The organism is Helicobacter sp. NHP19-003, from assembly GCF_019703305.1.
Taxonomy (GTDB): domain Bacteria; phylum Campylobacterota; class Campylobacteria; order Campylobacterales; family Helicobacteraceae; genus Helicobacter; species Helicobacter gastrocanis.
The window spans coordinates 225,989-239,140 of record NZ_AP024814.1 but is presented as its reverse complement, the minus strand read 5'-3'; the positions used below and the strand labels follow the sequence as shown (position 1 = coordinate 239,140).

The following is a 13,152-nucleotide window of genomic DNA, read 5'->3' as shown; positions in this document are numbered from 1 at the left end:
TCGATCAACAACCCATGCTAGACACTTCACCCATAGACGATAGTTTGATTTTAATGGAGAGGGCGGTGCTCTCTGCCCTGTTAGACAGCCGACAATTTGAGGACTTCTCTAGCCAGCTTAAGGGCGAGGATTTTTCTAGCCCTGCCCACGAAAAACTCTTTGAGTATTGCAGACAGCTGCACGCCGAGCAAAAGCCCATCAGTGCCATGTTTTTAGAAAAAAAGGCACAGGGCAACCCACAAGTCTTAGATGCTTTGGCTTTGGTGATGCAGACAAACCCCCTGGCGGATTTAGCAAGTTTTATCCGCACCATTAAAGAGGCTTCAACCAAACGCCATCTAATGCGCCTAGCCTTGCAAATCCGTGAGCTGTGCCAACAAGACCGCCCCACCGCCGACATCCTAGATAGCATTGAGCGCAGTGTCTACCAGATCTCTTTAGACAATGTCCAAACGGGCTTTAAGGACATGCAAAAGGTATTGAAAGACACCCTGAAAATGATTGCAGATGCAAAGGCTCGGGGCAACGAGAGGTTAATCGGGCTGGACACAGGGTTTTTAAAGCTCAACGAGCTTACAGGGGGGTTTTTGCCCGGTGATCTCATCATCATCGGGGCGCGCCCGAGCATGGGCAAAACCAGCTTAGTGTTAAACTTTGCCAAAACCACTTTAAACCACAACCAGGGCGTGGCGATTTTTAGCGTGGAAATGGGGGCAGAGCAACTCATGATGCGCATGCTCTCTTGTTACACGAATTTACACCTACACAACATCAAAATAGGCAATTTGGGCGAGGACGAGTGGGAGAGGCTCACCAAACACACACAACAAATCTACGACAAACCCCTTTACATAGACGATGCAGGGCTTCTTAATATCCGCCAAGCCCGCTCCAAATTGCGTAAACTCAAACACGAACACCCCGAAATCGCTTTGGCAATCATTGACTATTTGCAACTCATGGAGGGCGAGGGGGAGGACTCACGCCACGAGCAAATCACTAAAATCAGCCGAGGGTTGAAGACTTTGGCTAGGGAGTTAAACATCCCCATCATCGCTTTATCACAACTCAACCGCTCCCTAGAGAGCAGAGAGGACAAACGCCCGATTTTATCCGACCTTAAAGAGAGTGGATCGATCGAACAGGATGCCGATCAGGTGCTGTTTCTCTACCGCGATGCGGTGTATAAGCACAGAGAACACAACGACCGCGTGGCCAAACTGCGTAAAGAGGGCAAGGAGGAGGAGGCCAAGAATTTAGAGAAAAAATTTAATGAATTGCAAGACAGCTTGCGCCACGACAAAGAACAAGCCGAAATCATTTTGGCCAAGAACCGCAATGGGGGGATCGGCACGGTGAAAGTGTATTTTGATAAAATTTACACCCGCTTTAGCGACATCCCCAAAGAGGGCGAAGAGATACAAGGCGATCACACACCCACAGCGATCAACATGGGCGATAGCGTGCCAAGCAACTTTAGCATGCCAAATCCCCTTGTGGGCGGAGGGGGCGATGATTGCCCCTTCTAACCACCCCATCCCCCTCCTGCAAAGCCCGCAAGAAAAGGCGGTTGTTCTCGCCTTTTTGCTCGCCTTGTGTGCCCTTTCGTTTGCCCTAAAACACCACGAATACAAGGCCTTTTTGGGCAAGAAGCCCCTGGAATTGCACGCCCAGGTGTTGTTGCAATACCCCAAAAACGGCCATTTTGTGTTGAAACTCAAAGACACACACAACAACAGCTTTTACATCATAAGCAAAGAGGACATCAAGGACTTGACCCACCACTTCGTACGGGCATGGGGCAAAATGGGGCGTTGCTCGTTTTGGCAATTTCTAAAATCTTGTTATTTTTACACCTTTAAGCTATCCATCAGCCCAAAGAGCGACCCCACAACCCCGTGGCGGAGCTTCATCAATGCACAGCACACAAGCCCGCTTATGGCAAACTTCTACCGCACTTTATTTTTAGCCGACCCTTTGGACCAACGCTTAAGGCAAGTGCTCATCGGCTTTGGGGTGAGCCCTTTAATTGCCATCAGTGGGTTTCATTTGGGTCTGCTGAGCGCCTTTTTCTTTCACCTACTAAGTCCCCCTTATCGATTCTTGCAACAACGCTACTTCCCCTACAGAAACCGCTACTTTGACTTAATGGCGGTGGTGTTGGTGGCCCTCTTGGGGTATTTGATTCTGCTCCATTTTCAGCCCGCTTTTTTAAGGGCATATGTCATGGCTCTTGGGGGCTTTGTGTTGGTCTATGGAGGGTTGGAGCTACTAAGCTTTTGGCTCTTGGGATTAAGCGCGCTCTTGTGTCTTGCCATGTCCGCTAATTTGGTGCGCTCGGCCGGGTTTTGGTTGTCTGTGGGCGGGGTGTTTTATATCTTTTTATTCATTAAACACATGCCTAAAATGCCTGCGTGGCTCTACGCCCTGCTTTTTAATGCCGGCATTTTCACTTTAATGTTGCCGCTAGTGCATTTTTTCTTTACCCCCTTTGGGGCGACACAACTGAGTGGCATTTTACTCTCTTTTGTCTTTGTGGTGTTTTTCCCTCTAGTGCTTGGCTTGCACACCCTACATTTAGGCGGACTACTAGACCCCTACTTGCTCCCCCTAGTGCACCTGCCCCTGCATTTAAAGAGTTTTTCCACCCCCCCTTGGTTTTTATGCGCCTATGTGGGTTTGTCGCTTTTAGCTGTGCGCTTTCTTTGGGCGTGGGTGGGCGTGGGCGTGGTGGGGGTGGGGCTGCTTGGCTATCTGTTGATTTTGTAATTTTATGTTAAAATAGAGGCTTTTAAAGAGGTCTTCGATGGTAGAAAAACTCAAGCTTTTAGGGTATCTGGTGGCGATTGAGCACACCATATTTTCGGGCATGTTTATTTTAATCGCCCTTGTGGTGGCGGGCTTGCAGACGCATTTGGGCTTGCTGCAGGGCGTGCAAACCTTGTTGCTCTCGGCGTTGGCTCTGCTTTTTGCGCGCAATTTTGCGATGGGCTTTAACCGCTTGGCAGACCGCAAATTTGACATGAAAACGAGCGCACCAAAAGTCGCCCAAGCGTGGATGGGCGCATTTCGCTCACAACTCTGCAGGTGTTCTGTGTGGCGAATGCGCTGGGCTTTGTGGGTGTCAGCTATGCCATCAATGCCCTCGCTTTTAAACTCTCTTGGCCCTTTGGCGATTTTAGCCGGGTATTCTTACATGAAACGCTTTAGCTATTTGGCGCACTTGGTACTAGGCGTGTGCTTGGGGCTTGCGCCCATTGCGGGCGTGGTGGCGGTGCTTGGCGCGATCCCCCTTTGGAGTTTGTGGCTGGCATTTGGGGTGGCGTTTTGGGTGGCGGGCTTTGACTTGCTCTATTCCTTGCAAGACATGGAGTTTGACAGAAAAGAGGGGCTTTACTCTGTGCCGGCAATCTTTGGCGAGGGGTAACTCTGTGGGTGTCTAGGGCGTGCCACGCTTTAGCCGTGCTGTTTTGGGCTCTTTTTGCGAAAAGCGCACACTTAGGGGCTGTGGCGTGGCTGGGCGTGGGAGCGTGTCTTATGATTTTAGTTTACGAGCAGTGGTTGGTGTTGAAAGACTTTAAGAACATTCCCAAAGCGTTTTTGTAACAAATGGGTATTTGGGGTGGTGTTTTTGGGCTTTATCATCGTGGATAGAGGCTTGGCTTGGATTTAGGGGCATTAAGCAGGTTTGCACGGCAAAGGGCTTTTACACCCGCCTTGTGGCGGTGGCTTTGCCCCTAGAGTTTGCCCTCTTGAAGCCCGAACACGAACACGAGTATTTACAACTAGGGCAGGGTGAGGGAGGTTTTAGTGCCCCCTGGGAGGTCTTTTACGGCAAGGATCGCGAGGACATCATTTTTAAAGCCCTGAGCGACATTTACCAAAAGCTCAACCACATTGAGCAGTATTTGCACGAGCAAAACAGGGTGTATGTGCACCTAGAGGGGACGGGGGTGATCGGCGTTTTAGGGCATGGGATTTTAGGCGTGAGGGGGAGTTTGTTGAGGGGGAGCTGTATTACATGCGCACTAAACTACCCAAAACCCCCTATAAAAGGCTGGGCTTTGTGGCGAAAGCCTTTGCGCCCACGCTTCTGAGTGTGGAGCGCATGCACGCGGGCGACATCAAGGATTGGGACAGCCACATTGCCCAAAGCGAATTAGAAAGTTTAAATGACAGAAAGGCTATGCATGGACTTGAGTTTTAACGAAGTGCTGTGGATTGTGGGGGGGGCTATTGTATTGGTGTTTGTGTGTTTGGTCGCCTACAGCCACCTAAAAGACAAAGAGTTTGCGAGCAAAACCAAGCAACTTGAAAAAGCCCTAGACACCATCAACCAAGAGATCTACAAAATCCGCAAGTGGATTCAAGAAAACGAAATGCAAGCCGAGTTCAACGCGTCTAACATCAGTGCCAATGTTAAAAACGAGGTCAACACCAACCTCAACACCAACCTAACCAACCTTTACACCCACTTGCAAGAAATCCAAGACACCATGCACAAAGACAGGGACTATTTGGAGGAAAAAATCATCGTTTTAGAGAATAAATTTAAAGAGTTGGGGCATTTCACCCCGGGCAGTGATGACATAGACGAAAAACGCGTGATACAGCTCTTTCAAGAGGGGCACAGCATCGACTCCATCGCCAAAGAGTTGAGGATTAGCAAGGGGCAAATTGAGTTTGTCTTAAAATTAGCGGATTTGCAATAGTGGCACAGAGCAACACCCTCTCAAAACTCTTTGGCAAGTTCGCAAGGTGTGCCTTCATCCCCCCCGTGCAAAGGTTGATAAACTTTGTCTATGTACGCCTTTTTAAGATTGATTTAAACGGCTTTGCCCCCTTAAAACTACCCCACCCTAAACGCCCTCTTCACAAGAGCCCTAGTAACCCCCGCCCGATTGACCCAAACCCCGCCACTCTCATCGCTCCTTGCGATGGCATCATCACCGCTTGTGGAGCTATAGAGCACAACCTAGCCCTGCAAATCAAGGGCATGAGCTATCGGGTCAATGAGCTCCTAGGCAAAGGGGAGAAATTAGACAACTACAGCTACTTTAACTTCTACCTATCACCCAAAGATTACCACCGCTTCCACGCCTCTTGTGATCTGGAAGTGATCGAGGTGCGCCACTTTTGCGGGGAACTCTTGCCCGTAAACACCCCTGCCTTAAAAAAGCACCAAAAGCTTTTCATCCGCAACGAGCGGGTGGTGGTGGTGGCTAAAAACTTGCAGGGGCAGGTTTTATACTTCGTGGCGGTGGGGGCCCTGAATGTGGGACAGATTGTGCTAAATTTTGATCCGCTCATACGCACCAACGCCCAAATTCGGTCCAAGCCCAAAATTTACACCTACGACCCTCCCATCGCCTTACAAAAAGGTGAGGAATTAGGGCGTTTTGAAATGGGCTCTACCATTGTACTCTTTGTGCCAAATGTGGCGTTGAACACGAGTGTGGGGCAAAAGGTGCTTTTCTCCACGCCCATAGGAGTGCTGCATGCGTAGCGCACAAATCAAGCAACTTTTAACAGACCTAGACGCTCTTTTAGTGGCGCATTTTTACCAAAAAGACAGCATAGTCGCGCTTGCCGACATCACGGGCGATAGCTTAGAGCTGGCTAAAAAAGCAAGTGCGAGCCCTAAAAATTTAGTGGTCTTTTGCGGGGTGGGCTTTATGGGGGAGAGTTTGAAAATCCTAGCCCCCCAAAAGGAAGTCATCATGCCTAAGCTGGCGTGTTGCTCTATGGCAAAAATGCTAGAGGGGGCGGACTTTGACAAAAGCCTAGAAACCTTACAAAGCTTAGGCATTGATCATGTCCTCCCCATCACCTACATCAACTCCAGCGCGCGCATCAAGGCGAAGGTGGGCAAGGCGGGGGGCTTTGTTTGCACGAGTGCCAACGCCTTTAAGATTTTCAAGCACGCCTTGCAAAGCAAGCAAAAAATCTTTTTCTTGCCCGATCGCTGTTTGGGGGTGAACTTAGCCCGCATGCACGGGCTAAAAAGCGCTACTTTAGAGTTAGATAGCCCAGACACCATTAAAGAGGCTGCGGTCATTTGTTACAACGGCTTTTGCGCCGTGCACCAACTTTTTAAGCCTAGCGATGTAGAATTTTTCCGCCAAAAATACCCAAATATTTTAATCGCTGTGCACCCTGAGTGCGCCCCAGAGGTGGTGGAGTTGGCCGACTTTGTGGGCTCTACAAGCCAAATCATTCAATTCGTGCAAAACTTGCCCTTAGAACAGAAAGTGGCGGTCGGCACAGAGATCAATTTAGTCAAACGGCTGCGCCCCAAAAACACCTTTGTGCTCTCCAGCAGTGTGCCCGAATGCCCGACCATGAACGAAACCACCCTGGAGGACTTATTTGGCGTGCTGAAAGCCTATAAAAACCACAGCCCCTACAACAAGATTAGCGTTGAACCCGAAGTGGCCAAGTGGGCGAAGGTTGCCCTAGATAAAATGATGGAGTTGTCCTAATGGATTTGCAGATACGGGCGTTTTTAGAGGATTGTTTGGCGGAGGACTTGGGAGCGGGGGATTTGTTCGCCCGCTTGGTGGGGGCTAAAGAGGTGAAAGCTTGCGTGCTTTCTAAAGATAGTGGGGTGTTCTCAGGGCAAATTTACGCCACAGAGCTTTTAGAAATGCTGGGGCTTAAATATGCGTGGAAAATTGCGGACAAAGAGAGCTTTAGCCCTAAGCAAACTTTATTAGAAGTGGAGGGGGATTGGCGGCTGCTTTTACAAATTGAAAGGGTACTTTTAAACATCTTGCAACACAGCAGTGGCATCGCCACCAAGACCGCGAGCTTCGTGCGCCTTGTCAAAGACCACCCCATCAGTCTATTAGACACCCGCAAAACCCGTCCGCTTTTAAGGGTGTTTGAAAAGTACTCGGTGAGAAATGGGGGGGCTAAAAACCACCGCCTCGGGCTTGACGATGCTCTGATGGTGAAAGACACGCATTTGGCCCACATCGGCAACCTGCAAGCCTTCATCGCCAAAGCCCGCCAAGAAATCCCGTGGACGGCTAAAATTGAGATTGAGGCGAGCAATGTCAAAATGGCACTAGAGGCCATGCAAGCGGGGGCAGACATTGTCATGTGCGATAACATGGACATTGAGAGCATAAAAGAAGTCGTGGCCGAGCGCAATAAAAACTACCCTTTGGTGCTCTTAGAGGCAAGCGGAAACATCACAGAAGAAAGCGTGCAAGCCTACGCTAAAAGTGGGGTCAATGCCATTAGCAGCGGGGCGTTGATACACCAAGCGGTGTGGGTGGACTTTAGCTTCCGCATTTAGTGGACTTGGAGCAAACCTTCTTAAACGCCCTAGCCCAAAGCGGGGTGGTGTGGGGTTTGGGCGATGATGGGGTGTTGCTAGACACGCCTAAAGCCCTTTACATGCTGGATTTATTCAGTGAGGGGGTGCATTTTAAGAGGGAGTGGCTAAGTATGCGCCAAATCGGTTACAAAGCCATGTGCGTGAACATCTCCGACTCCATCGCAATGGCAGCTTGCCCTAAGTACGCCTTGCTGGGCATACAACTACCCAAAGGGTGCAATTTAGCAGAGATGAGGCAATTAGTCGCAGGGATTGCCAAAGCTTGCCAAGAATTTAAGATTAAAATTGTGGGGGGGGACACCACACTAGGCAGGGATTTGAGTTTAAGTGTTGCCCTCATTGCCAAAAGCCACAAACCTTTAGAACGCACCAAAATGCGCCCCAAAGATTTATTAGTGCATACGGGCACACTTGGGCAAAGCTACAAGGACTTAGGGACCCTACTTAGAGGGGGTAAAGTGTCGCCCAAGTCCAAATTCATCCGCCCACAGCTCAAAAACTTGCTAGGCTTTATTTCAAGCGTACGCCCCTTCGTGCACGCTGGACTAGACATTTCAGACGGACTGCTCGCTGAGTGCAACCGCTTATCAAAGCTCAACAAACTTGCGTGCAAGCTTGACAATCCCAGAAACAAAACCTATCTAAGCGGGGAAGAGTATGAATTGCTTTTAAGCGTCCCCCCAAAACATAAACTAGCTTTGATGAGGCGTGCTAAGCAACACCGCACTAAGTTAAACTTCGTGGGGGTGGTAAGGCGGGGGATTTCACGCTACCGCCCTAAGATTTGGCACGCCTAAGGGCTTGTAGGCCCACCACGCCCACCAAGCACGCCCCAAGCCCCACAAAGTAAGCCACAGGCACGAGCAGTTTAAGGTTCAACAAGCCAAATAACCCACCTAAAAACACCCCGTAGGCGAGGATTTTTAGCCACCCCACAGAGATTTGCAGCCCCAAACCAAAGGCAAAGAACTTAGAAGGCATGGGTTCTTTAGCTGTTTGCAATTTGTTTTTCAGCTGTTTGAAACCGGCTAGCAAAATCAATAAAAAACTCAAAAACCCCACCTCAAAACTCAGCACCCCAAGCCCTTGAAAACGCCAAAGCACCCCCAAAGCACACAGCACATTAAAGCCAAGTAAGAGCAAGGCACACAGATACGAACACATCAGGCGAGGGGTTTGTATTTGGGGTCATTAGCCAGCTCGTCTAGCTCTTTTTTGGTCTGTTTGTAGGCTTTATAGACATTTAAGATCGCTGCCCCCACGCCCCAAGCAACGCCTAGCCAAAAGAGCCACACAATGCCCGTTAACTTCACCAAGCCATAACCCACCCCAATGCCAAGCAAGATGGCCACGACTATGGAAATGCCAAGACTCAAGGCATTTGCCCCCTCCACCACGGGCTTGAATTTGGGTTTAGGCTCCATGTTGGATCTCATAAAAACTCGCTTGTGCCTTGCCTAAACAGGCTTCAATGATAGAGCTTTCCATCGGGCTACAGATGAAGCTCGTTTCAAAGGCGGAGGCGGGCAAATACACGCCTTTTTGCAACATTTTTTGGTGAAACTGCGCATAAAGAGCGGTGTTAGACTGCCTCGCGTCTTCAAAGTTTTGCACTTCCTTGTCGCTGAAGAAAAACCCAAACATGCTCCCCCTAACACAAGTTTGCAGGGCAAAGCCACAAGAGTGGGCGATTTCTTTCAAGCCTTTGCAAAATTGATTGGCAAGCCCCTCTAAGCGTTCATACAGCTTAGGCTGTCTGTTGATTTTCTCCAAAGCCACAATACCTGCAGCTACGGCGACAGGGTTACCGCTTAAGGTCCCCGCCTGATACACCCCGCCCACGGGGGCGAGCAAGTCCATAATGTCCGCCCGCCCGCCAAAGCACGCTAGGGGTAGCCCACCGCCAATGACCTTGCCAAAGGTAACCAAGTCGGGGACAAGGTGGTGCAAGCCCTGCGACCCGCTGGCACTTGCCCTAAACCCGCTCATCACTTCATCAAAGATCAACACCGCCCCGTTTTTTTGGCAAATCTCTTGCAAGCCTTGCAAAAACTCTAGTTTAGCCGGGATCAGCCCCATGTTACCGGCAATCGGCTCAATGATCACACAGCCCACATTGCCCGCCTTAAAGCACGCCTTGACCGAATCTAAGTCATTGTAGCGGGCGACTAAAGTGTGCTTGCTAAAGTCGTGGGGAACACCTAAAGAAGAGGGGTTGCCAAAGGTAGCACACCCACTGCCCGCACTCACCAGCAAGCTGTCGCTGTGTCCGTGGTAACAGCCCTCAAACTTTAAAATGTCGTCCTTACCGCTGAATGCCCTAGCTAGGCGGATAGCACTCATCGTGGCTTCCGTCCCACTGCTCACTAGGCGCACTTTCTCCACGCCCTCATAGCGCGCCACAATCTTTTTGGCCAAAGTGGTTTCTAACTCCGTGGGTGCACCAAAGCTTAAACCCCTTTGCAGGGTGTTGATGACCCGCTCCTCAATCTCTGGATCGGCATGCCCAAAGAGCAAGGGTCCCCAACTTTGTACGAAATCTACATAGGTATTGCCGTCCACATCAAAGAGCGCATACCCCCGCCCCTTAAAGATGAAGGGGGGCACGCCCCCGACATTTTTAAACGCCCGCACGGGGGAGTTCACCCCCCCCACAATCACCTGCTTGGCTTCGTTAAAATCGTTGATGCTGTGTAAGAGCGGGTGCTCTAACTCTTTTTTTGTCATCTGTACCTATTCTTTAACGGGGGCTTTAAAGCTGATCTCTACTTGCGACCAAGTGAGTTTTTCGTGTTGCACACTGCATTTTTTGGCAAGTTCAGCAAACTCTTTTTGCAAACCAAATTCTAAAATGTCGAGCACGCCCGTAGCGACCAATTCTTTGTTTTCAATTTTATAGCTCATGGGCACTTTTACGCTTTTGCCGTTCATGCGCACACTGGCTAAAATCGTGCCTTGTTTGTCGCCAACCACGACATTTCTAAAAATGACTTTGAGGGTTTTGTCTTTAAAGAGATCAAAAAACGCTTCTTTAACATTTTTGGTTTTGGTTGAATCGTGCAGATTTAGCTGATCGGCATTGATCGTAGCGCTCGCCTTATCCAAAATGTGGGCGATGGTCGAAGTGTCCTTGCCAAATTTATAGATCACATGGTCAAAAGTCCCCTTCACGCCCGCCTTGTGCGCCGTTTTAAACGCCGTAAACTCCATGCTCGCCTTGCTTGTATCTAGGCTTGCCGCATGCATTAAACCATAAGCCAAAAACACACCGATTGCTAATTTTTTCATTATCTCTCCTTAAAAATTTAGACCCACCCATGATAACATGAAAACAAGATTTTTAAAGGGCTTTAGCAAGGGGCTTATCACGGGGGTGCTTTTAAGTGGTGCAAAAATACACGAAGGCGAGGGTTTAGCCTAGTTTTCCACTTCAAAGCGGGGGCTAGGCAAGTCAAGGCGGGGTTAGCTCTAAAAGCTTAAGGCATCACAAACTTGAAGAGGTTTAGTCTCTACCTAGCAAGGAGGCTTAAGGGGCTTGTCAGGGTGTTGCGCCACACACGCCACAGCGCACCGATACACCCCGCTTTTAGCCCTCAATGTCAGCAAGCGTCACGCCCACTTTAGCCTAATTGGTCTTGGGGCGTGCGTAGCCTTCCACTTTTACGCATTTTTGTCCCAAGAGCCACCAAAACCAAGGCCAAATCTCTTTTTTGACCGTTACATTAATCAACTCACCTCCTTTCGCCCCCACTGCTGCGGCGTAGTTATTCGCCTGATTTTGCACTTGCTGCAAGGCTTGCTGTTTCAAATCATCAACAGGACCATAAGGCCAAGTAAAACTATCGCAAGCATACCCAAAGACCTGATTCACATGTCCTGTCATGGGTTGGTTGGGGTTAATGCTTGCAATCTTAGTGGTGCAACCTGCAAGCAAGAGGGCGACTATCGCCCCCCCCCCAGTTTCATAAATAAAGAACGACTACGCACAAAAACTCCTTAAAAATGAAATAGACCCCTACATCGGCTAGAAATTATTTTTTTGAAGTAGATTTTTTAAACTTGTGGCAAACAAAGTAAAATTTTTTCATAAAAACGCCCGCACACCCCAACCATTTACTTGTCTTGCCGATCCTCGTTGTTTGTATTGTGCTAGACTTTAATAAAATCAATGCCAGAAGGACAGAATTATGCCAAGTGCAAGTCTTTATGTGAAAAACCGCATCCGGGGTAAGATTTCTTTACACGAAAGGGGACAGGGGCGCTGGCGGGTACATTTTGAGGCAAAAGATGTCGTGATTCAAGCCAAATGCACCCAGCTAGAAGTGGAAAATTGCCAAATCGATGACGACATCACCATCATTTTAAAGGTGTTAGAGGTGTTGATCCCAAGCTTCACACAGCGCATCACTTTAGACCCTATGGCGTTTACGGGGCGGATTTTAACCATGAAACGCGACCCCAAAGAGGAACACATGGTGCGCGTAGAGGTGGCGGTGAGCGATTGCAGTGTGGATTTTGTGTTGGACCAGGGGCACATTGAGCTGTACCGCTTTAGCGATGGCAAGGAACTTGTGCTCTTTTGTAAGCCCGAGCATGTAACGATTTACTAACCCCCCCTAAAAGCCCCCAAGAGGGCGAGCACAACCTAAAACGACCTTTTCATGTCAATGACATGGCGGAACTTAGCGTTGGAATGGGTGAGGTCATGATACACTCTGTCGATGTCTTTGCCCGTAACCAGCTCAATTTCGGGGTAAATGTTGTGTAGAATCGAAAAATCTAGCATTTCTTGGGTTTCCTTAATCCCCCCGATTAAAGAGCCGTAGACCTTTTTATTGGCGTGCCACACAAAGTTAGCGGCACTGAGGGTGATGGGGTTGTCCCTTGGGGGCAAGCCCACAATGGCAAACTCACCCCCATAGGCAAGCACATCCAAGTAGTCTGCCATGTTGTAGGGGGTGGGGATGGTGGAGATGATGAGATCTAAATTTGCCCCTTTTGCGTCTTTGACATCGCTGTAATAGTGTTTTGCGCCCATGCTAAGTGCCATTTCCCTTTTGGCGTTGCTGCGCCCGATCACGCTCACCTCTGCACCCATCGCTAGAGCGTATTTTAAGCCCATGTGCCCCAACCCGCCAAAGCCCGCGATGCCCACTTTTGAGCCTGCTTTGATGTTAGAGAATTTTAGGGGCGAGTAAGTGGTGATGCCGGCACAAAGCAGGGGGGCGATTTTCTCTAGAGGGGCATCGTGGGGGACACGGATGATGTAGTCTTCGTCCACCACAATGCAATTTGAATAACCCCCCATGTGGGGTTCATCGTTGTGGAAGTGATCCTTGCAATCGTAGGTGAACACCGCTTTTTTGCAAAATTGTTCGTGGTGATCGTGGCAAGGGGTGCACTCTTTGCAAGAGTTGACAAAACAACCCACGCCCACTTTATCCCCGACTTTGAATTTGCGCGCCTGTGCGCCCACTTCTTGAACGACCCCTGCAATTTCGTGTCCGGGGATCATGGGATAAATGCCATCATGCCACTCGCTGTAGGCAGAGTGGATGTCGCTGTGGCAAATCCCGCAATAGTGGATGTCAATCAAAACATCTTTTTCGCCTAAAGCGTGGCGGGTGAAGTGGTGCTCGGCAAATTTGCCGTCTTTAGAATGAATCGCAAAACCTTTAGCTTCGATGCGTTGCATGTTTATCCTTTAAAATATGATAAAAAACTTCACCCAAAAAATTGAACTTGTATGAAGCAAATCACAACATCTTTTGGGCATTCCATATTATAAAACCTGACACTTAGTGTCT

The 13,152-nt window shown here is 49.2% G+C and carries 18 protein-coding genes; 12 read left to right on the top strand and 6 right to left on the bottom strand.

From position 1 onward, the window contains the following. Positions 1 to 14 precede the first annotated feature (14 nt). Genes dnaB through K6J72_RS01335 form a run of 11 tightly spaced genes read left to right on the top strand, consistent with a single transcriptional unit; the run spans position 15 to position 8,142 of the window. The gene (gene dnaB, locus K6J72_RS01380) at positions 15 to 1,529 is read left to right on the top strand and encodes a replicative DNA helicase (RefSeq protein WP_221279977.1); all 1,515 of its coding nucleotides are present in this window, start codon (positions 15 to 17) and stop codon (positions 1,527 to 1,529) included. Beyond that, complete coding sequence (locus K6J72_RS01375; protein ID WP_221279975.1) at positions 1,513 to 2,769, top strand: ComEC/Rec2 family competence protein; 1,257 nt, start codon at positions 1,513 to 1,515, stop codon at positions 2,767 to 2,769. The genes dnaB and K6J72_RS01375 overlap by 17 nt, the downstream gene beginning before the upstream one ends. Before the next feature lie 37 nt (positions 2,770 to 2,806). Further along, complete coding sequence (locus K6J72_RS01370) at positions 2,807 to 3,427, top strand: UbiA family prenyltransferase (RefSeq protein ID WP_221279973.1); 621 nt, start codon at positions 2,807 to 2,809, stop codon at positions 3,425 to 3,427. 8 nt (positions 3,428 to 3,435) lie between these two features. Continuing rightward, positions 3,436 to 3,606: a hypothetical protein gene (locus tag K6J72_RS01365; protein WP_221279971.1), complete on the top strand. Its 171-nt coding sequence runs from the start codon at positions 3,436 to 3,438 to the stop codon at positions 3,604 to 3,606. A gap of 11 nt (positions 3,607 to 3,617) precedes the next feature. Then, positions 3,618 to 4,097, top strand: a complete 480-nt coding sequence (locus tag K6J72_RS01360; protein ID WP_260320619.1) for a hypothetical protein — start codon at positions 3,618 to 3,620, stop codon at positions 4,095 to 4,097. Further along, positions 4,067 to 4,207: a hypothetical protein gene (locus tag K6J72_RS08200; RefSeq protein ID WP_260320618.1), complete on the top strand. Its 141-nt coding sequence runs from the start codon at positions 4,067 to 4,069 to the stop codon at positions 4,205 to 4,207. Before K6J72_RS01360 ends, K6J72_RS08200 begins: the two co-directional genes overlap by 31 nt. Beyond that, entirely contained in the window at positions 4,191 to 4,712 is a 522-nt protein-coding gene (locus K6J72_RS01355; protein ID WP_221279970.1) for a helix-turn-helix domain-containing protein, read from the top strand. The genes K6J72_RS08200 and K6J72_RS01355 overlap by 17 nt, the downstream gene beginning before the upstream one ends. Continuing rightward, complete coding sequence (locus tag K6J72_RS01350) at positions 4,712 to 5,506, top strand: phosphatidylserine decarboxylase (RefSeq protein WP_260320617.1); 795 nt, start codon at positions 4,712 to 4,714, stop codon at positions 5,504 to 5,506. Before K6J72_RS01355 ends, K6J72_RS01350 begins: the two co-directional genes overlap by 1 nt. Beyond that, a complete protein-coding gene (gene nadA, locus K6J72_RS01345; protein ID WP_221279968.1) occupies positions 5,499 to 6,482 on the top strand; it encodes a quinolinate synthase NadA in 984 nt (327 codons plus the stop codon). The genes K6J72_RS01350 and nadA overlap by 8 nt, the downstream gene beginning before the upstream one ends. Before the next feature lie 5 nt (positions 6,483 to 6,487). After that, positions 6,488 to 7,303 carry a carboxylating nicotinate-nucleotide diphosphorylase gene (gene nadC / locus K6J72_RS01340; RefSeq protein ID WP_221281017.1) on the top strand — a complete coding sequence of 272 codons (816 nt, stop codon included), beginning with the start codon at positions 6,488 to 6,490 and terminating at the stop codon, positions 7,301 to 7,303. Further along, on the top strand, positions 7,303 to 8,142 hold the full coding sequence (locus K6J72_RS01335; protein WP_221279966.1) for a thiamine-phosphate kinase: 840 nt from the start codon (positions 7,303 to 7,305) through the stop codon (positions 8,140 to 8,142). The genes nadC and K6J72_RS01335 overlap by 1 nt, the downstream gene beginning before the upstream one ends. On the opposite strand, the gene K6J72_RS01330 is transcribed toward K6J72_RS01335, so the two are convergent. From K6J72_RS01330 to K6J72_RS01310, 5 genes are all read right to left on the bottom strand, one after another. Then, positions 8,123 to 8,509: a hypothetical protein gene (locus K6J72_RS01330; RefSeq protein WP_221279964.1), complete on the bottom strand. Its 387-nt coding sequence runs from the start codon at positions 8,507 to 8,509 to the stop codon at positions 8,123 to 8,125. The genes K6J72_RS01335 and K6J72_RS01330 overlap by 20 nt on opposite strands. Next, positions 8,509 to 8,781: an AtpZ/AtpI family protein gene (locus K6J72_RS01325; RefSeq protein WP_260320616.1), complete on the bottom strand. Its 273-nt coding sequence runs from the start codon at positions 8,779 to 8,781 to the stop codon at positions 8,509 to 8,511. The genes K6J72_RS01330 and K6J72_RS01325 overlap by 1 nt, the downstream gene beginning before the upstream one ends. Next, positions 8,759 to 10,072 carry a glutamate-1-semialdehyde 2,1-aminomutase gene (hemL, locus tag K6J72_RS01320; protein ID WP_221279962.1) on the bottom strand — a complete coding sequence of 438 codons (1,314 nt, stop codon included), beginning with the start codon at positions 10,070 to 10,072 and terminating at the stop codon, positions 8,759 to 8,761. The genes K6J72_RS01325 and hemL overlap by 23 nt, the downstream gene beginning before the upstream one ends. A gap of 6 nt (positions 10,073 to 10,078) precedes the next feature. Further along, positions 10,079 to 10,633 carry a YceI family protein gene (locus K6J72_RS01315; RefSeq protein WP_221279960.1) on the bottom strand — a complete coding sequence of 185 codons (555 nt, stop codon included), beginning with the start codon at positions 10,631 to 10,633 and terminating at the stop codon, positions 10,079 to 10,081. A gap of 337 nt (positions 10,634 to 10,970) precedes the next feature. Beyond that, the gene (locus tag K6J72_RS01310) at positions 10,971 to 11,279 is read right to left on the bottom strand and encodes a hypothetical protein (RefSeq protein WP_221281237.1); all 309 of its coding nucleotides are present in this window, start codon (positions 11,277 to 11,279) and stop codon (positions 10,971 to 10,973) included. A gap of 253 nt (positions 11,280 to 11,532) precedes the next feature. Here K6J72_RS01310 and K6J72_RS01305 point away from each other — a divergent pair, with 253 nt between their 5' ends. Then, complete coding sequence (locus K6J72_RS01305; RefSeq protein ID WP_221279958.1) at positions 11,533 to 11,955, top strand: hypothetical protein; 423 nt, start codon at positions 11,533 to 11,535, stop codon at positions 11,953 to 11,955. A gap of 35 nt (positions 11,956 to 11,990) precedes the next feature. On the opposite strand, the gene K6J72_RS01300 is transcribed toward K6J72_RS01305, so the two are convergent. Beyond that, positions 11,991 to 13,040 (bottom strand): NAD(P)-dependent alcohol dehydrogenase, encoded by a 1,050-nt coding sequence (locus K6J72_RS01300; RefSeq protein WP_221279956.1) that lies wholly within the window; start codon positions 13,038 to 13,040, stop codon positions 11,991 to 11,993. Positions 13,041 to 13,152 lie beyond the last annotated feature (112 nt).

Coding starts and splice junctions, on each gene's coding strand:
- K6J72_RS01370 (WP_221279973.1), top strand. CDS start 2,807: ATGGTAGAAAAACTCAAGCTTTTAGGGTATCTGGTGGCGATTGAGCAC.
- K6J72_RS01355 (WP_221279970.1), top strand. CDS start 4,191: ATGGACTTGAGTTTTAACGAAGTGCTGTGGATTGTGGGGGGGGCTATT.
- K6J72_RS01305 (WP_221279958.1), top strand. CDS start 11,533: ATGCCAAGTGCAAGTCTTTATGTGAAAAACCGCATCCGGGGTAAGATT.
- K6J72_RS01300 (WP_221279956.1), bottom strand. CDS start 13,040: ATGCAACGCATCGAAGCTAAAGGTTTTGCGATTCATTCTAAAGACGGC.
- K6J72_RS01315 (WP_221279960.1), bottom strand. CDS start 10,633: ATGAAAAAATTAGCAATCGGTGTGTTTTTGGCTTATGGTTTAATGCAT.
- dnaB (WP_221279977.1), top strand. CDS start 15: ATGCTAGACACTTCACCCATAGACGATAGTTTGATTTTAATGGAGAGG.
- K6J72_RS01325 (WP_260320616.1), bottom strand. CDS start 8,781: ATGAGATCCAACATGGAGCCTAAACCCAAATTCAAGCCCGTGGTGGAG.
- K6J72_RS01375 (WP_221279975.1), top strand. CDS start 1,513: ATGATTGCCCCTTCTAACCACCCCATCCCCCTCCTGCAAAGCCCGCAA.
- K6J72_RS01330 (WP_221279964.1), bottom strand. CDS start 8,509: ATGTGTTCGTATCTGTGTGCCTTGCTCTTACTTGGCTTTAATGTGCTG.
- hemL (WP_221279962.1), bottom strand. CDS start 10,072: ATGACAAAAAAAGAGTTAGAGCACCCGCTCTTACACAGCATCAACGAT.
- nadA (WP_221279968.1), top strand. CDS start 5,499: ATGCGTAGCGCACAAATCAAGCAACTTTTAACAGACCTAGACGCTCTT.